Origin of the sequence: Streptomyces sp. NPDC048191 (assembly GCF_040652655.1) — a bacterium.
Taxonomy (GTDB): domain Bacteria; phylum Actinomycetota; class Actinomycetes; order Streptomycetales; family Streptomycetaceae; genus Streptomyces.
Genome location: NZ_JBEZMO010000017.1, coordinates 53687 through 71496, shown reverse-complemented (window position 1 = coordinate 71496; position 17810 = coordinate 53687). Strand labels below are relative to the sequence as shown.

Genomic DNA, 17810 nt, shown 5'->3' with positions numbered 1-17810 from the left:
ACCATGGGACTCGAAGAAAAGCTGCCGAGCGGCTTCCTACTGACCACCGTCGAGCAGGCCGCGGGCTGGGTGCGCAAGGCGTCCGTCTTCCCCGCCACCTTCGGCCTCGCCTGCTGCGCCTTCGAGATGATGACCACCGGCGCCGGCCGTTACGACCTGGCGCGCTTCGGCATGGAGGTCTTCCGCGGCTCACCGCGCCAGGCGGACCTCATGATCGTCGCCGGCCGGGTCAGCCAGAAGATGGCGCCGGTGCTCCGGCAGGTCTACGACCAGATGCCCAACCCGAAATGGGTGATCTCCATGGGCGTCTGCGCCTCCTCGGGCGGCATGTTCAACAACTACGCGATCGTCCAGGGCGTCGACCACATCGTCCCTGTCGACATCTACCTCCCGGGCTGCCCGCCCCGCCCCGAGATGCTGATGGACGCGATCCTCAAGCTCCACCAGAAGATCCAGTCCTCCAAGCTCGGTGTGAACGCCGAGGAGGCCGCCCGCGAGGCGGAGGAGGCGGCGCTCAAGGCCCTGCCCACGATCGAGATGAAGGGGCTGCTGCGGTGAGCGACGCGAACGGCACCAGCGGCGTGAACGGGTCCGCGAACGGAGTGAACCCCGAGAAGGACCTCTCCGCCTCCAACCTCCCCGGCCAGCGCGGCCAGGGCGGCGAGGAGATCCGCGTCCAGCGCGGCATGTTCGGCGCCAACAACGGCGGCGACACCTCCGGCTACGGCGGACTGGTCCGCTCGGTCCGACTCCCGGGACCGGCGAGCAGGCCCTACGGCGGCTGGTTCGACGAGGTCGCCGACGAACTCGAAGGCGCCCTGGAGGAACAGGGCCTCGTCCCGGACAACGCCATCGAGAAGACGGTCGTCGACCGCGGGGAGATCACCTTCCACGTCGAACGCGAGTACCTGGCCCGCGTCGCCCGCACCCTGCGCGACGACCCGGCCCTGCGCTTCGAGCTGTGCACCGGCGTCAGCGGCGTCCACTACCCGAGCGACAAGGGCCGCGAGCTGCACGCCGTCTACCACCTGCGCTCGATCACCCACAACCGGCTGATCCGCCTCGAAGTCAGCGCCCCCGACAGCGACCCGCACATCCCGTCGCTGGTCTCCGTCTACCCGACCAACGACTGGCACGAGCGCGAGACCTACGACTTCTTCGGCATCGTCTTCGACGGTCACCCGGCCCTGACCCGGATCATCATGCCGGACGACTGGCAGGGCCACCCGCAGCGCAAGGACTACCCCCTCGGCGGCATCCCCGTCGAGTACAAGGGCGCCCAGATCCCGGCTCCGGACCAGCGGAGGTCGTACTCGTGAGCACTTCGCAGGCATCCCCGCGCGAGACCACCGAGGGCACCGTCTACACGGTCACCGGTGGCGACTGGGACGAGGTCGTCCAGTCCGCGGTCCGCGCCGACGACGAACGCATCGTCGTCAACATGGGTCCCCAGCACCCCTCCACCCATGGGGTGCTCCGCCTGATCCTGGAGATCGAGGGCGAGACCGTCACCGAGACCCGGTGCGGCATCGGCTACCTCCACACCGGCATCGAGAAGAACATCGAGTACCGCACGTGGACGCAGGGCAGCACCTTCGTCACGCGCATGGACTACCTGACGTCCTTCTTCAACGAGACCGCCTACTGTCTCGCCGTCGAGAAGCTCCTCGGCATCGAGGACCAGGTCACCGACCGCGCCACGATCATCCGGGTGCTCCTGATGGAGCTGAACCGGATGTCCTCCCATCTGGTCGCCATCGCCACCGGCGGTATGGAACTGGGCGCCACCACGATCATGATCTACGGCTTCCGTGATCGTGAAATGATTCTCGACCTCTACGAGCTGATCACGGGCCTGCGGATGAACCACGCGTACATCCGCCCCGGGGGCCTCGCCCAGGACCTGCCGCCCGGCGCGGTGGACCAGATCCGCGAGTTCGTCAAGAAGATGAGGAAGAACCTCCCGGAGTACGACAAGCTCGCCACCGGGAACCCCGTCTTCAAGGGGCGCATGCAGGACATCGCCTATCTCGACCTGGCCGGCTGCATGGCCCTCGGCGCGACCGGCCCCATCCTGCGCTCCGCCGGCCTGCCGCACGACCTGCGCAAGTCCCAGCCGTACTGCGGCTACGAGACCTACGACTTCGACGTCCCGACCACCGACACCTGCGACGCCTACGGCCGCTTCCTGATCCGCCTGGAGGAGATGCGCCAGTCGCTCAGGATCATCGAGCAGTGTCTGGACCGGCTCCAGCCCGGACCGGTCATGGTCGCAGACAAGAAGATCGCCTGGCCCGCCCAGCTCGCCCTGGGACCGGACGGGCTCGGCAACTCCCTCGACCACATCAAGAAGATCATGGGCACTTCCATGGAGGCCCTGATCCACCACTTCAAGCTGGTCACCGAGGGCTTCCGCGTCCCGCCGGGACAGGTCTACACGGCCATCGAGTCGCCCAAGGGCGAACTGGGCGTGCACGCCGTCTCCGACGGCGGCACCCGCCCCTACCGGGTCCACTTCCGCGACCCGTCCTTCGCCAACCTGCAGGCCATCGCGGCGATGTGTGAGGGCGGCCAGGTGGCCGACGTCATCGTCGTCATCGCGTCCATCGACCCCGTCTTGGGAGGCGTCGACCGGTGAACACCTCTTCTTCGGAGCGGGGCGTCAGCCTGGGCATGCCCGCACTGCCGGCGCCCGCCTACCCGGACGACGTCCGGGCCCGGCTGGAGACCGACGCGCGCGAGGTCATCGCGCGCTACCCGGACTCACGGTCCGCGCTGCTCCCGCTGCTCCACCTCGTGCAGTCCCAGGAGGGTCATGTCACGCGCACCGGAATGCAGTTCTGCGCGGACATGCTGGACCTGACCACGGCCGAGGTCACCGCCGTCGCCACCTTCTACAGCATGTACCGGCGCAAGCCGTCCGGTGACTACCAGGTCGGCGTGTGCACCAACACGCTGTGCGCGGTGATGGGCGGCGACGCGATCTTCGAGACCCTCCAGGAGCACCTGGGCGTCGGCAACGGCGAGACCACCGACGACGGCAAGGTCACCCTGGAGCACATCGAGTGCAACGCGGCCTGCGACTACGCGCCGGTCGTGATGGTCAACTGGGAGTTCTTCGACAACCAGACGCCCGGCAGCGCCAAGCGCCTGGTCGACGACCTGCGAGCGGGGCGGCCCGTACAGCCGACGCGCGGGGCGCGGCTGTGCACCTTCAAGGAGACCGCGCGGATCCTGGCCGGCTTCCCCGACGAGCGGCCCGGGGCCGTCGAGGAGGGCGGCAGTGCGGGACCGGCGTCGCTGGTGGGCCTTCGCCTGGCAAGGGGAGAGGCCGCACCCGCGCGCGTGGTCCATCCGCGCGGAGGTCCGCATGAGGAACCGCAGGACAGGGTGCACGAGCCCTCGCCGGCCGAGCACCTCAGTTCCCATGACGCGCCGCAGGAGACATCGGCCTCCGACCCCGCCCACCCGGCAGGGCCTACCGCCGAGGAGGGGGAGTGATGACCGTGGCAGCCGAACTCAAGGACACGAGCCCCGAGAAGCTGCTCGCACCCGTGCTGTCGGCCTTCTGGGACGAGGACCGGTCCTGGACTCTGGACGTCTACCGGAGGCACGAGGGGTACGAGGGGCTCCGCAAGGCGCTCGCCATGTCACCCGACGACGTGATCGCGTACGTCAAGGACTCCGGGCTGCGCGGCCGCGGCGGCGCGGGATTCCCGACCGGAATGAAGTGGCAGTTCATTCCGCAGGGTGATGGGAAACCGCACTATCTGGTTGTCAACGCCGACGAGTCGGAGCCCGGGACCTGCAAGGACATCCCGCTCCTCTTCGCGAACCCGCACAGCCTCATCGAGGGCATGGTCATCGCGTGCTATGCCATCAGGTCGTCGCATGCCTTCATCTATCTGCGTGGTGAAGTCGTCCCCGTTCTGCGGCGGTTGCACGCGGCCGTGCGCGAGGCCTACGCGGCGGGCTACCTCGGCGAGAACATCCTGGGCAGCGGGCTCGACCTCCAGCTCACCGTGCACGCGGGCGCCGGCGCGTACATCTGCGGTGAGGAGACCGCACTGCTCGACTCGCTCGAAGGCCGCCGTGGTCAACCGCGGCTGCGTCCCCCTTTCCCTGCTGTCGAAGGGCTCTATGCCTGCCCGACTGTTGTGAACAACGTCGAGTCGATCGCGTCGGTTCCCGCCATCCTGAAAAACGGGAAAGACTGGTTCAGGTCGATGGGCAGCGAGAAGTCCCCGGGCTTCACGCTCTACTCGCTCAGCGGCCACGTCGCGAGCCCCGGCCAGTACGAGGCGCCGCTCGGCGTCACGCTCCGGCAGCTCCTCGACATGAGCGGCGGCATGCGGCCGGGGCACCGCCTGAAGTTCTGGACGCCGGGCGGCTCCTCGACGCCGATGTTCACCGACGAGCACCTCGACGTCCCTCTTGATTACGAAGGAGTGGGCGCCGCGGGTTCCATGCTCGGCACGAAAGCCCTGCAGTGCTTCGACGAGACGACCTGCGTGGTGCGGGCGGTGACCCGCTGGACGGAGTTCTACGCGCACGAGTCCTGCGGCAAGTGCACCCCCTGCCGCGAAGGGACCTACTGGCTGGTGCAGTTGCTGCGGGACATCGAGGCCGGCAAGGGCACCATGTCCGACCTCGACAAGCTCAACGACATCGCCGACAACATCAACGGCAAGTCCTTCTGCGCCCTCGGTGACGGCGCCGCGTCCCCGATCTTCTCCTCGCTGAAGTACTTCCGCGAGGAGTACGAGCAGCACATCACGGGCCGGGGCTGTCCCTTCGACCCGGACAAGTCGACGGCCTGGGCGGACCGCCCGGAGGTGAACGCATGACCGTGACCACCAGTGCCCCCACCGGTGGGGGAGAGGCGGCGGTCCCGCCGGAAGACCTCGTCACGCTGACGATCGACGGCATCGAGATCAGCGTGCCCAAGGGCACCCTGGTCATCCGGGCCGCCGAGCAGCTCGGCATCGAGGTCCCCCGGTTCTGCGACCACCCCCTGCTCGATCCCGCCGGCGCCTGCCGGCAGTGCATCGTCGAGGTCGAGGGCCAGCGCAAGCCGATGGCGTCCTGCACCATCACCTGCACCGACGGCATGGTGGTGAAGACCCAGCTCACCTCGCCGGTCGCCGAGAAGGCCCAGCACGGTGTGATGGAGCTGCTGCTCATCAACCATCCGCTGGACTGCCCGGTCTGCGACAAGGGCGGCGAGTGCCCGCTGCAGAACCAGGCCATGTCGCACGGCAACGCCGAGTCCCGCTTCGAGGGCAAGAAGCGCACCTACGAAAAGCCCGTGCCGATCTCCACCCAGGTGCTGCTCGACCGCGAGCGGTGCGTGCTGTGCGCGCGCTGCACCCGGTTCTCCAACCAGATCGCCGGCGACCCGATGATCGAGCTGATCGAGCGTGGCGCGCTCCAGCAGGTCGGCACCGGCGAGGGCGACCCCTTCGAGTCGTACTTCTCCGGCAACACCATCCAGATCTGCCCGGTCGGCGCCCTCACCTCGGCCGCCTACCGCTTCCGCTCCCGCCCCTTCGACCTGGTCTCCTCACCGTCGGTGTGCGAGCACTGCTCCGGCGGCTGCGCCACCCGTACCGACCACCGGCGCGGCAAGGTCATGCGGCGCCTCGCCGAGAACGACCCCGAGGTCAACGAGGAGTGGATCTGCGACAAGGGGCGCTTCGCGTTCCGGTACGCGCAAGCGAAGGACCGCCTCGACACCCCGCTCGTCCGCAACGCCGACGGCGTCCTGGAGCCCGCCTCCTGGCCGGAGGCACTGGACGCGGCCGCGCGCGGACTGACCGCGGCACGCTCCCGGGCCGGCGTCCTCATCGGCGGCCGGCTGACCGTCGAGGACGCCTACGCGTACAGCAAGTTCGCGCGCGTGGCGCTCGACACGAACGACATCGACTTCCGCGCACGCGTGCACAGCGGAGAGGAGGCCGACTTCCTGGCCTCCCACGTGGCAGGCCGGGGCCGAGACCTCGACGGTACGGGCGTCACGTACACCTCCCTGGAGAAGGCGCCCGCCGTCCTGCTGGCCGGCTTCGAGTCGGAGGAGGAGGCCCCCGGCGTCTTCCTGCGGCTCCGCAAGGCCTGGCGCAAGCGCAAGCAGAAGGTGTTCGCGCTGGCCACGCACGCGACCCGGGGCCTCGAGAAGGCGGGCGGCACCCTGCTGCCGGCCGCGCCGGGCACCGAGACCGAGTGGCTGGACGCCCTCGCGAGCGGCGTCGGCCTGGAGGACGCCGGTGCACGCGCCGCCGAGGCCCTGCGCACCGAGGGCGCGGTCATCGTCGTCGGTGAGCGGCTCGCCTCGGTCGCCGGCGGCCTCACCGCCGCCGTACGCGCCGCCGCCGCGACCGGCGCCCACCTGGTGTGGATCCCGCGCCGGGCCGGCGAGCGCGGCGCCGTCGAGGTGGGCGCACTCCCGTCGCTGCTGCCGGGCGGCCGCCCGGCCACCGACCCGCGCGCGCGGGAGGACGTCGCCGCCGTCTGGGGACTCGCCGAACTCCCGCTGCGCTACGGCCGCGACACCCACCACATCGTCGAGGCGGCCGCCACCGGCGAACTGTCGGCACTCGTGGTGGCCGGCGTCGAGGTCGCCGACCTGCCCGACCCGGCACGCGCGCGGGAGGCACTCGGCAGCGTCGGCTTCCTGGTGTCGCTGGAGCTGCGGCCCAGCGAGGTCACCGGGCATGCCGACGTCGTCCTGCCGGTCGCGGCCGTCGCCGAGAAGGCGGGCACCTTCCTCAACTGGGAAGGCAGGGTGCGCTTCTTCGACGCCGCCCTCAAGCCCGACCAGATGACCCGCAGCCTGGCACCGACCGACGGGCGGGTACTCCAGATGCTCGCCGACGCCATGGACGTCCACCTGGGTCTGCCGGATCTGCGCACCACGCGCGCGGAGATCGACCGGCTCGGCTCCTGGGACGGGCCGCGCGCCACCGACCCCCGGGAGACCGCGGGTGTGCTGCCGCGCCCGGCCGTCGGCGAGGCCGTACTCGCCGGGCACCGGCTGCTGCTCGACCAGGGCGTCCTGCAGCAGGGCGACGAGGCGCTCGCCGGAACCCGGCACGCGGCACGCGCGCGCGTGTCGGCGGCGACAGCCGCCGAGGCGGGCGTCGAGGACGGCGGCCTGCTCGCCGTCACCGGACCGTCCGGCACGGTCGAACTCCCGCTCAAGATCACCGAGATGCCCGACCGGGTGGTCTGGCTCCCGCTGAACTCCGCCGGTGCCGGCGTCGCCTCCGACACCGGGGCACGGCCCGGCTCCCTCGTCCGCATCGGCCCGGCGGCACTCGCCGAAGAGGCCCCCAAGGAGGTGGAGGCATGAGCCCGTACCTCGCCGCTGAAGACCTCTCGATGTTCGGCCGCGACCCCTGGTGGCTGGTCGTCATCAAGGCGGTGTTCTGCTTCGCCTTCCTGATGGTGACCGTGCTCGTCTCCATCGTCATGGAGCGCAAGATCATCGCCTGGATGCAGCTGCGCGTCGGCCCCAACCGGCACGGTCCCTGGGGCATGCTCCAGTCGCTCGCCGACGGCGTGAAGCTGATGCTCAAGGAAGACATCATCGTCAAACGCGCGGACACCGTGGTGTACATCCTCGCGCCGATCGTCGCGGCCATCCCGGCCTTCATGGCGATCGCGGTGATCCCCTTCGGGCCGGCCGACAACGAGATCTCGGTCTTCGGGCATCGCACCACGATGCAGCTCACCGACCTGCCGATCGCGATGCTCTACGTCCTCGCGATCGCCTCCGTCGGCATCTACGGCATCGTCCTCGCGGGTTGGAGTTCCGGCTCCACCTATCCGCTCCTCGGCGGCCTGCGCTCCTGCGCGCAGATGATCTCCTACGAGATCGCCATGGGCGCCGCGTTCGCCTCCGTGTTCCTGTACTCGGGGTCGATGTCGACGTCCACGATCGTCGCGCAGCAGCACGACCGCTGGTACATCCTGCTGCTACCGGTCTCGTTCATCCTGTACATCGTCACGATGGTCGGCGAGACCAACCGCGCCCCCTTCGACATGCCGGAGTCCGAGGGCGACCTGGTCGGCGGCTTCAACACCGAGTACTCGTCCATCAAGTTCGCGATGTTCATGCTCGCCGAGTACGTGAACATGGTGACGGTCTCGGCCGTGTCCACCACGCTCTTCCTGGGCGGCTGGCGGGCGCCCTGGCCGATCAGCACCGTCTGGGCGGGCGCCAACCACGGCTGGTGGCCGCTGCTCTGGTTCGTGGCCAAGGTCGTGCTGCTGCTGTTCGGCTTCGTCTGGCTGCGTGCCACGCTCCCGCGCGTCCGCTACGACCAGCTGATGAAGCTCGGCTGGAAGGTCCTGATCCCGGTCTCCGTGACCTGGCTGATGCTGGTGGCGACCGTACGGGCCCTGCGCAACGAGCACTACGACTTCCCGAGCATCGCCCTGCCCGTCGGCGGCGCAGTCCTCGCCCTGGTAGTGATCTCCTACCTCGTCGACATGTTCCGGGAGAAGGCCAAGGCGGCCGAGCAGCCCGCCCCCGAGCAGCCCGGATTCGACCCGATGGCGGGCGGATTCCCCGTGCCGCCGCTGCCCGGACAGGAGCTGCCTCCGGTACCGAGGCGCCGCCCCCGACGGCAGCGGGAGCTGATTGTCAGTGGTGGGTCGGACACTGTCAGTGACGGATCTTCGGATGGAAAGGAGGCGTCCGATGGCTGAGGAGCCCAAGGAGACCAAGCCCGGTTTCCTGAACCCCGTAGCCGGCTTCGGCGTGACCTTCAAGGCCATGTTCAAGAAGCGGCTGACCGAGCAGTACCCGGAGCAGAAGAAGACCACGGCTCCGCGGTTCCACGGACGGCACCAGCTCAACCGCCATCCGGACGGCCTGGAGAAGTGCGTCGGCTGCGAGCTGTGCGCCTGGGCCTGCCCCGCCGACGCCATCTACGTGGAGGGCGCCGACAACACCGACGAGGAACGCTACTCGCCGGGCGAGCGGTACGGCCGCGTCTACCAGATCAACTACGCCCGCTGCATCCTGTGCGGCCTGTGCATCGAGGCGTGCCCCACGCGCGCGTTGACGATGACCAACGAGTTCGAACTGGCCGACTCCAGCCGCGCCAACCTCATCTACACCAAGGAACAGCTGCTCGCCGGCCTGGAAGAGGGCATGGTCGACACGCCGCACGCGATCTTCCCGGGGACCGACGAACAGGACTACTACCGGGGCCTGGTGACCCAGGCCGCGCCCGGCACGGTCCGCCAGGTCGCCGTCTCCAAGGGAGAGAAGCCCGAGGACGAGGAGGTGGAGGCATGAGCCCGCAGCTCGCCGCCTACACCACCTCCACCGGTGAGGCCTTCCAGTTCTGGGTCCTCGGCACCGTCGCCGTGCTCGGCGCCCTGGGCACCGTCTTCATGAAGAAGGCCGTGCACAGCGCGCTCTGTCTCGCCGGGACCATGATCGTCCTGGCGGTGTTCTACCTCGCCAACGGCGCCTACTTCCTGGGGATCGTGCAGATCGTCGTCTACACCGGCGCGATCATGATGCTCTTCCTGTTCGTGGTGATGCTCGTCGGTGTCACGGCCGCGGACTCGCTGAAGGAGACCATCAAGGGCCAGCGCTGGCTGGCCCTTCTGTGCGGGGTCGGGTTCGGCGTCCTGCTGCTCGCCGGCATCGGGAACGCCTCCCTGAAGGAGTTCACCGGCACCGGCCGGGCGAACGCGAACGGCAACGTGGAGGGCCTCGCCTCCCTCATCTTCACCAAGTACGTCTTCGCCTTCGAAATCACCGGCGCCCTGCTGATCACCGCCGCCGTCGGAGCCATGGTGCTCACCCACCGCGAACGCACTGAGCGCGCCAGGACCCAGCGCGAGCTGTCCGAACAGCGCGTCCGCGAGGGCACGCACGTGCCGCCGCTGCCCGCCCCGGGTGTCTACGCCCGGCACAACGCGGTGGACATCGCGGGCCTGCTCCCCGACGGCACCACCTCCGAGCTGACCGTCAACAAGACGCTGCGGGAACGCGGCCAGATCCGTGACGTGTCCGCGGAAGCGCTCAACGACCTGCGGGCGCTGGAGCAGCGCGCGAAGGAACGCCTGGAGCGCACGGCGATCGAACCGGCGACGTTCAAGCGGCCCGAGGAGGCGTCGAAGTGAACCCGGTCAACTACCTCTACCTCGCCGCCCTGTTGTTCACGATCGGCGCGACCGGCGTACTGATCCGGCGCAACGCCATCGTGGTCTTCATGTGCATCGAGCTGATGCTGAACGCCTGCAACCTCGCGTTCGTCACCTTCTCCCGGATGCACGGCAACCTCGACGGCCAGATCATCGCCTTCTTCACGATGGTCGTCGCCGCCGCGGAGGTCGTGGTGGGCCTCGCGATCATCGTGTCGCTGTTCCGCACCCGCCACTCGGCCTCGGTCGACGACGCCAGCCTGATGAAGCTGTAAGGGGTCGGAATCGTGGAGAACCTGATCGCGCTGCTCATCGCGGCGCCCCTGCTCGGAGCGGCCGTCCTCCTGGTCGGCGGCCGGCGGCTCGATGCCGTCGGCCACTGGACCGGCACCCTGCTCTCGTTCGTCTCCTTCGCCATCGGCCTCGTACTCTTCGCCGATCTGCTGGGCAAGGGGGCCGATCACCGGACCCTGACGCAGCACCTGTTCAGCTGGGTTCCGGTGGCCGGCTTCCAGGCGGACGTCACCTTCCGCCTGGACCAGCTGTCGATGACGTTCGTCCTGCTCATCACGGGCGTCGGCTCACTGATCCACCTGTACTCGGTCGGGTACATGGAGCACGACGAGCGACGTCGCCGCTTCTTCGGCTACCTGAACCTGTTCCTCGCGGCGATGCTGCTGCTCGTCCTCGCCGACAACTACCTGCTGCTGTACGTCGGCTGGGAGGGTGTCGGTCTCGCCTCGTACCTGCTGATCGGCTTCTGGCAGCACAAGCCCAGCGCGGCGACGGCCGCGAAGAAGGCCTTCCTGGTCAACCGCGTCGGCGACATGGGCCTGTCGATCGCGATCATGCTGATGTTCGCCACCTTCGGCACCTTCGCCTTCGGCCCGGTCCTCAGCCACACCGGCGACACCTCCGAGGGCAAGCTCACCGCGATCGGCCTGATGCTGCTCCTTGCCGCCTGCGGCAAGTCGGCCCAGGTACCGCTGCAGTCCTGGCTCGGTGACGCCATGGAGGGCCCGACCCCGGTCTCGGCCCTGATCCACGCGGCGACGATGGTGACCGCGGGCGTCTACCTGATCGTCCGCTCCGGTGCCGTCTTCAACGCCGCCCCCGACGCGCAGCTGGCCGTCACCGTGGTCGGCGCGGTCACGCTCCTCTTCGGTGCGATCGTCGGTTGCGCGAAGGACGACATCAAGAAGGCGCTGGCCGGCTCGACCATGTCGCAGATCGGCTACATGGTGCTCGCCGCGGGCCTCGGCCCGATCGGCTACGTCTTCGCGATCATGCACCTGGTGACGCACGGCTTCTTCAAGGCCGGGCTGTTCCTCGGCGCCGGTTCCGTCATGCACGGCATGAACGACGAGGTCGACATGCGCAAGTACGGCGGCCTGCGTAAGTACATGCCGGTCACCTTCATCACCTTCGGCCTCGGCTACCTCGCCATCATCGGCTTCCCGGGCCTGTCCGGCTTCTTCTCCAAGGACAAGATCATCGAGGCGGCCTTCGCCAAGGGCGGCACCGAGGGCTGGATCCTCGGCGGCGCGGCCCTGCTGGGCGCGGCCATCACCGCCTTCTACATGACGCGCGTGATGCTGATGACGTTCTTCGGAGAGGAGCGTTGGAGGAACCAACCCACCCGCTCCCCACAGGCGCCGAGCGCGGAGCCCGCGGCGGAGCACCGCGGCGAGCACGCCGAACCGCACCCGCACGAGTCCCCGAAGGTCATGACGATCCCGATGATCGTGCTGGCCGTCGGCTCGGTCTTCGGCGGTGCGTTCTTCAGCATCGGTGACCGCTTCCTGCACTGGCTGGAGCCGGTCACCGGGCACAGCGAGGGCCACTCCCCGGTCAGCGCCGGGACGGTCACCGGGGCGACCATGGTCTGCCTGGTCATCGGCGTCGGCATCGCCTGGGCCCAGTACGGCCGCAAGCCCGTCCCCGCCGTCGCCCCGCGCGGCTCGCTGCTGACCCGCGCGGCCCGCCGCGACCTGCTCCAGGACGACTTCAACCACGTCGTCCTGGTGCGCGGCGGCGAACACCTGACGCGCTCCCTGGTCTACGTCGACCACACCCTGGTCGACGGCGTCGTCAACGGCACGGCGGCCGGCTTCGGCGGCCTGTCCGGACGGCTCCGCCGGCTCCAGAACGGCTTCGCCCGCTCCTACGCGGTCTCGATGTTCGGCGGTGCGGCACTCCTGGTCGCCGCGACCCTGCTGATGAGGGCGGTCTGATACCGATGTCCTTTCCTCTGCTGACAGCGACGGCGGCGCTCCCGGCCGTGGGGGCCGTCGCCACGGCCGCCGTACCGGCCGCGCGGCGTACCGCCGCCAAGTGGCTGGCGCTGGTCGTCTCACTCGCCACACTCGCCCTGGCGATCACGATCCTGGTCCGCTTCGACCCGAACGGCACCCGCTACCAGCTCACCGAATCCCACGCCTGGATCAAGGACTTCGGGGTGCGGTACGAGCTGGGCGTGGACGGCATCGCGGTGGCACTGATCGCCCTGACCGCCGTACTGATCCCGTTCATCATCCTCGCGGGCTGGCACGACGCCGACCCGCTGGAGACCGGCAGCCGTCGCTGGCGGCCCACGCAGGGCTTCTTCGCGCTGATGCTCGCCGTCGAGGCGATGGTGATCATCTCCTTCGAGGCCACCGACGTCTTCCTCTTCTACATCTTCTTCGAAGCCATGCTCATCCCGATGTACTTCCTCATCGGCGGCTTCGGGGACCGAGCCCACGCACAGGGCGAGGAGGCGGCCTCGACGCAGCGGTCGTACGCGGCGGTCAAGTTCCTGCTGTACAACCTGGTCGGCGGCCTCATCATGCTGGCCGCGGTGATCGGCCTCTACGTGGTGGCCGGGAACTTCAGCCTCCAGGAGATCGCGCAGGCCCGCGCGAACGGCTCGCTGCACATGGCGACGAGCACCGAACGCTGGCTGTTCCTCGGCTTCTTCTTCGCGTTCGCGGTGAAGGCTCCGCTGTGGCCGCTGCACACCTGGCTGCCCAACGCGATGCAGGAGTCCACCGCCCCGGTCGCCGTCCTCATCACGGCGGTCGTCGACAAGGTGGGCACCTTCGCGATGCTCCGCTTCTGCCTCCAGCTGTTCCCGGAGGCCAGCAAGTGGGCGACGCCCGTGATCCTCGTCCTGGCGCTCATCAGCATCGTCTACGGCGCACTGCTGGCCGTCGGCCAGCGGGACATCAAGCGCCTGGTGGCCTACGCGTCGATCTCGCACTTCGGCTTCATCATCCTGGGCATCTTCGCGATGACCAGCCAGGGCCAGTCCGGCGCGACGCTGTACATGGTCAACCACGGCATCTCCACCGCCGCGCTGATGCTGGTCGCCGGCTTCCTGATCTCCCGGCGCGGCTCGCGGCTCATCGCCGACTACGGAGGCGTGCAGAAGGTGGCCCCGGTGCTCGCCGGCACCTTCCTGATCGGCGGCCTCGCCACCCTCTCCCTGCCCGGACTCGCCCCGTTCGTCAGCGAGTTCCTGGTCCTGGTCGGTACGTTCACGCGCTATCCGGCGATCGGCGTCATCGCCACCTTCGGCATCGTCCTCGCCGCGCTGTACGTCCTCGTCCTGTACCAGCGCACGATGACCGGCCCGGTGAAGCCCGAGGTGTCCGCGATGCCCGACCTGCGCGTGCGTGAGCTGGTGGTCGTCGCCCCGCTGATCGTGCTGCTGATCTTCCTGGGCGTCTATCCGAAGCCCGTCACGGACATCGTCAACCCCGCGGTCAAGCAGACCATGTCCGACGTACACAAGACCGATCCCAAGCCCTCGGTGGAGGCGGCCAAGTGAGCGCAACAGCCGTCCACGGCCTGTGGACAACCGCGGCCGACCCGATCTCGAAGATCCCGTCACCGAAGATCGAATACGGACAATTGTCGCCGACGCTGATCGTCGTCGGTGCGGCGCTGGTCGGCGTCCTCATCGAGGCGTTCATCCCGCGCAAGTCCCGCTACTACGCCCAGGTGTTCGTGTCCGTCGTCGCCCTCTGCGCCGCGTTCGCCGCGGTGGTCGCGCTGGCGGCCGGCGGCTACGGCACCACCAAGGCGCACATCGCGGCCATGGGCGCGATCGCGGTCGACGGCCCCTCCCTGTTCCTGCAGGGCACGATCCTGCTGGCCGGCCTCGTCGGCCTGTTCACCTTCGCCGAGCGGCGCCTGGACCCGGCCGCGCACGGCAACCGCGTCGACTCCTTCGCCGCACAGGCCGCATCCGTGCCGGGCAGCGACAGCGAGCAGGCCGCGGTGAAGGCGGGCTTCACCACCACCGAGGCCTTTCCGCTGCTGCTCTTCGCGATCGCCGGCATGCTGGTGTTCCCCTCGGCCAACGACCTGCTGACGCTGTTCGTGGCCCTGGAGGTCTTCTCCCTGCCGCTGTACCTGCTGTGCGCGCTGGCCCGCCGCAAGCGGCTGATGTCGCAGGAAGCCGCGGTCAAGTACTTCCTGCTCGGCGCGTTCGCCTCCGCGTTCACGCTCTTCGGCATCGCCCTGCTGTACGGCTACGCGGGCTCGGTGTCGTACGCGCGCATCGCCCAGGTCGTCGACGGCACGGTCACCAACGTCGACCCGGCACTCGCCAACACCATGGGCAACGACGCACTGCTGCTGCTCGGCAGCGCCCTGATCGTGATGGGTCTGCTGTTCAAGGTGGGCGCCATGCCGTTCCACATGTGGACGCCGGACGTCTACCAGGGCGCGCCGACGCCCGTGACCGGCTTCATGGCGGCGGCGACGAAGGTGGCCGCGTTCGGCGCGCTGCTGCGCCTGCTGTACGTCGTCCTGCCCGGGATGCGCTGGGACTGGCGGCCGGTCATGTGGGCGGTGGCGATCATCACCATGCTCGGCGGTGCGATCGTCGCGATCACGCAGACCGACATCAAGCGCCTGCTGGCGTACTCGTCCATCGCGCACGCCGGATTCATCCTCGCGGGTGTCATCGCCACGTCGAAGGACGGCGTCTCGTCGGTCCTCTTCTATCTGGCCGGCTACTCCTTCGTGACGATCGGCGCCTTCGCGGTGGTCACGCTGGTGCGCGACGCGGGCGGCGAGGCGACCCACCTGTCGAAGTGGGCGGGCCTCGGGCGCCGCTCCCCGCTGGTGGCGGCCGTCTTCGCCGTGTTCCTCCTGGCCTTCGCCGGCATCCCGCTGACCTCCGGCTTCGCTGGGAAGTTCGCCGTGTTCAAGGCGGCGGCGGACGGCGGCGCGGCCCCGCTGGTCGTGGTCGGTGTGATCTCCTCGGCGATCGCCGCGTTCTTCTACATCCGCGTGATCGTGCTGATGTTCTTCAGCGAGCCGAAACCGGAGGGCCCGACCGTGGCCGTCCCGTCCCCCCTGACCATGGCGGCGATCGCCATGGGCGTCGCGGTGACGCTGGTCCTCGGCGTGGCCCCGCAGTACTTCCTGGACCTGGCCGGCCAGGCGGGAGTGTTCGTGCGCTGACGCTCCCGGCATACACACCGCTGCCCGGCGCTCCCCACGGGGGTGCCGGGCAGCGGCATGTGAAGGGGAGCGGGCCGAGCCTGTGGATAACTCCGAGGCTGTCGGTCCGGACCCCTATCGTGGAGGCAGTGGTCGAGGAACGACACACGGGGGACCGACGGGGGCCAGGACGATGGGTGCGACGGGCGGGATCAGCGAGATGCCACAGGTGACCGAGGGGCCGGGCGCGGCCGACAGCGAGGCGCTGGCCACGCTGCACCGGGTCTTCGGGTACGAGGCCTTCCGGGGCGAGCAGGAAGCGATCATCGAGCATGTGGTGACGGGTGGTGACGCCGTCGTCCTCATGCCGACAGGCGGCGGCAAGTCGCTGTGCTACCAGATCCCGGCCCTGGTCAGACCGGGTACGGGCGTGGTGGTCTCGCCGCTGATCGCCCTCATGCAGGACCAGGTGGACGCCCTGCGGGCCCTTGGCGTGCGGGCCGGTTTCATCAACTCCACGCAGGACTTCGACGAGCGGCGCGTGGTCGAGGCCGAGTTCCTGGCCGGCGAGCTGGACCTGCTGTATCTGGCGCCCGAGCGGCTGCGTCTGGACGCCACTCTCGACCTGCTGTCCCGCGGCAAGATCTCCGTCTTCGCGATCGACGAGGCGCACTGCGTGTCCCAGTGGGGCCACGACTTCCGCCCCGACTACCTCGCCCTGTCCCTCCTCGGCGAGCGCTGGCCGGACGTCCCGCGGATCGCCCTCACGGCCACGGCCACCCGAGCCACCCACGACGAGATCACCCAGCGGCTGAACCTGCCCACGGCCCGCCACTTCGTCGCCAGCTTCGACCGGCCCAACATCCAGTACCGGATCGTGCCCAAGGCCGATCCCAGGAAGCAGCTCCTCGCCTTCCTACGGCAGGAGCACGCGGGTGACGCCGGCATCGTGTACTGCCTGTCGCGCAACTCGGTGGAGCGGACGGCGGAGTTCCTGACCGCCAACGGCATCGACGCGGTCCCGTACCACGCGGGCCTGGACGGGGGCACCCGCGCGACGCACCAGTCCCGGTTCCTGCGCGAGGACGGCCTCGTCGTGGTGGCGACCATCGCGTTCGGCATGGGTATCGACAAGCCGGACGTACGGTTCGTCGCCCACCTGGACCTGCCCAAGTCGATCGAGGGCTACTACCAGGAGACGGGCCGCGCGGGCCGAGACGGGCTGCCGTCCACGGCCTGGATGGCGTACGGCCTGAACGACGTCATACAGCAGCGCAAGCTGATCCAGTCCGGCGAGGGCGACGAGGCGTTCCGCCGCCGGGCCGCCGCCCATCTCGACGCCATGCTCGCGCTGTGCGAGACGGCCCAGTGCCGCCGCGGCCAGCTGCTCGCCTACTTCGGCCAGGACCCCGATGCGGCGGGCTGCGGCAACTGTGACACCTGCCTCACCCCGCCGGAGACATGGGACGGCACGATCGCCGCGCAGAAGGTGCTCTCGACGGTGGTGCGACTGCAGCGGGAGCGCGGGCAGAAGTTCGGTGCGGTGCAGATCGTCGACATCCTGCTCGGCAAGCGCACCGGCAAGGTCATCCAGTTCGACCACGACCAGCTGTCCGTCTTCGGCATCGGCGAGGACCTGACCGAGGCCGAGTGGCGGGGCGTCATCCGGCAGCTGCTGGCCCAGGGACTGCTCGCGGTCGAGGGGGAGTACGGCACTCTGGTGCTCACCGAGGCGAGCGGCTCCGTGCTGCGGCGGGAGCGGGAGGTGCCGTTGCGCAAGGAGCCGAAGAAGCCGGTCGTCTCCCGGACGCGGTCGGCCGGCGCCTCCGGCGGCGGCAAGGCCAAGGCCGCCGTGGCCGAGCTGCCCGACGAACTGCTGCCCGCCTTCGAGGCGCTGCGCGCCTGGCGTGCCGAACAGGCCCGGGAGCAGGGCGTGCCGGCGTACGTCATCTTCCACGACGCCACCCTGCGGGAGATCGTCAGCCGTCGGCCCGGTTCGGTGCGTGAGCTCGGCACGGTGAGCGGCGTCGGCGAGAAGAAACTGGCGACGTACGGGGAGGGCGTGCTGGCCGTGCTGTCCGCTCTGGACGGGCCGGCGCCGGCCGCCGGAGCCGCGCCGGACGCCGACCGGCCGGAGCCGGACGAGGAGCCGGAGCCCGACGACTGGATATAGACGGCGGGCCACGACGGGCCGGTCGAGGCGATGCGGG

Annotated in this window: 14 protein-coding genes; all 14 read left to right on the top strand. The window is 69.5% G+C overall.

All coding sequences use genetic code 11. The annotated features are described in order from the left end of the window. The first annotated feature begins 3 nt into the window (after window positions 1–3). A complete protein-coding gene (locus tag AB0D93_RS25965) occupies window positions 4–558 on the top strand; it encodes an NADH-quinone oxidoreductase subunit B (protein WP_069779306.1) in 555 nt (184 codons plus the stop codon). Then, window positions 555–1319 (top strand): NADH-quinone oxidoreductase subunit C, encoded by a 765-nt coding sequence (locus AB0D93_RS25960; protein WP_362123565.1) that lies wholly within the window; start codon window positions 555–557, stop codon window positions 1317–1319. The genes AB0D93_RS25965 and AB0D93_RS25960 overlap by 4 nt, the downstream gene beginning before the upstream one ends. Continuing rightward, complete coding sequence (locus AB0D93_RS25955; RefSeq protein WP_362123562.1) at window positions 1316–2638, top strand: NADH-quinone oxidoreductase subunit D; 1323 nt, start codon at window positions 1316–1318, stop codon at window positions 2636–2638. The genes AB0D93_RS25960 and AB0D93_RS25955 overlap by 4 nt, the downstream gene beginning before the upstream one ends. Next, window positions 2635–3501 carry an NADH-quinone oxidoreductase subunit NuoE gene (gene nuoE / locus AB0D93_RS25950; RefSeq protein WP_362123560.1) on the top strand — a complete coding sequence of 289 codons (867 nt, stop codon included), beginning with the start codon at window positions 2635–2637 and terminating at the stop codon, window positions 3499–3501. The genes AB0D93_RS25955 and nuoE overlap by 4 nt, the downstream gene beginning before the upstream one ends. Continuing rightward, the gene (gene nuoF / locus AB0D93_RS25945) at window positions 3498–4847 is read left to right on the top strand and encodes an NADH-quinone oxidoreductase subunit NuoF (RefSeq protein ID WP_362123557.1); all 1350 of its coding nucleotides are present in this window, start codon (window positions 3498–3500) and stop codon (window positions 4845–4847) included. Before nuoE ends, nuoF begins: the two co-directional genes overlap by 4 nt. After that, window positions 4844–7348 (top strand): NADH-quinone oxidoreductase subunit G, encoded by a 2505-nt coding sequence (locus AB0D93_RS25940; RefSeq protein WP_362123555.1) that lies wholly within the window; start codon window positions 4844–4846, stop codon window positions 7346–7348. Before nuoF ends, AB0D93_RS25940 begins: the two co-directional genes overlap by 4 nt. Further along, complete coding sequence (gene nuoH, locus AB0D93_RS25935; protein ID WP_362123552.1) at window positions 7345–8709, top strand: NADH-quinone oxidoreductase subunit NuoH; 1365 nt, start codon at window positions 7345–7347, stop codon at window positions 8707–8709. Before AB0D93_RS25940 ends, nuoH begins: the two co-directional genes overlap by 4 nt. Then, window positions 8702–9304, top strand: coding sequence for an NADH-quinone oxidoreductase subunit NuoI (gene nuoI / locus AB0D93_RS25930; RefSeq protein ID WP_362123549.1), 603 nt, complete (start codon window positions 8702–8704; stop codon window positions 9302–9304). The genes nuoH and nuoI overlap by 8 nt, the downstream gene beginning before the upstream one ends. Continuing rightward, a complete protein-coding gene (locus tag AB0D93_RS25925; protein ID WP_362123546.1) occupies window positions 9301–10143 on the top strand; it encodes an NADH-quinone oxidoreductase subunit J in 843 nt (280 codons plus the stop codon). The genes nuoI and AB0D93_RS25925 overlap by 4 nt, the downstream gene beginning before the upstream one ends. Next, on the top strand, window positions 10140–10439 hold the full coding sequence (nuoK, locus tag AB0D93_RS25920) for an NADH-quinone oxidoreductase subunit NuoK (RefSeq protein ID WP_023547474.1): 300 nt from the start codon (window positions 10140–10142) through the stop codon (window positions 10437–10439). The genes AB0D93_RS25925 and nuoK overlap by 4 nt, the downstream gene beginning before the upstream one ends. Window positions 10440–10451: 12 nt before the next feature. Continuing rightward, window positions 10452–12398 carry an NADH-quinone oxidoreductase subunit L gene (gene nuoL, locus AB0D93_RS25915; protein ID WP_362123543.1) on the top strand — a complete coding sequence of 649 codons (1947 nt, stop codon included), beginning with the start codon at window positions 10452–10454 and terminating at the stop codon, window positions 12396–12398. A 5-nt stretch (window positions 12399–12403) separates the two neighbouring features. Continuing rightward, window positions 12404–13975: an NADH-quinone oxidoreductase subunit M gene (locus tag AB0D93_RS25910; protein WP_362123540.1), complete on the top strand. Its 1572-nt coding sequence runs from the start codon at window positions 12404–12406 to the stop codon at window positions 13973–13975. Then, window positions 13972–15621, top strand: a complete 1650-nt coding sequence (nuoN, locus tag AB0D93_RS25905; protein WP_362123537.1) for an NADH-quinone oxidoreductase subunit NuoN — start codon at window positions 13972–13974, stop codon at window positions 15619–15621. The genes AB0D93_RS25910 and nuoN overlap by 4 nt, the downstream gene beginning before the upstream one ends. 172 nt (window positions 15622–15793) lie before the next feature. Next, complete coding sequence (recQ, locus tag AB0D93_RS25900) at window positions 15794–17773, top strand: DNA helicase RecQ (protein WP_362123534.1); 1980 nt, start codon at window positions 15794–15796, stop codon at window positions 17771–17773. Window positions 17774–17810: the final 37 nt, after the last annotated feature.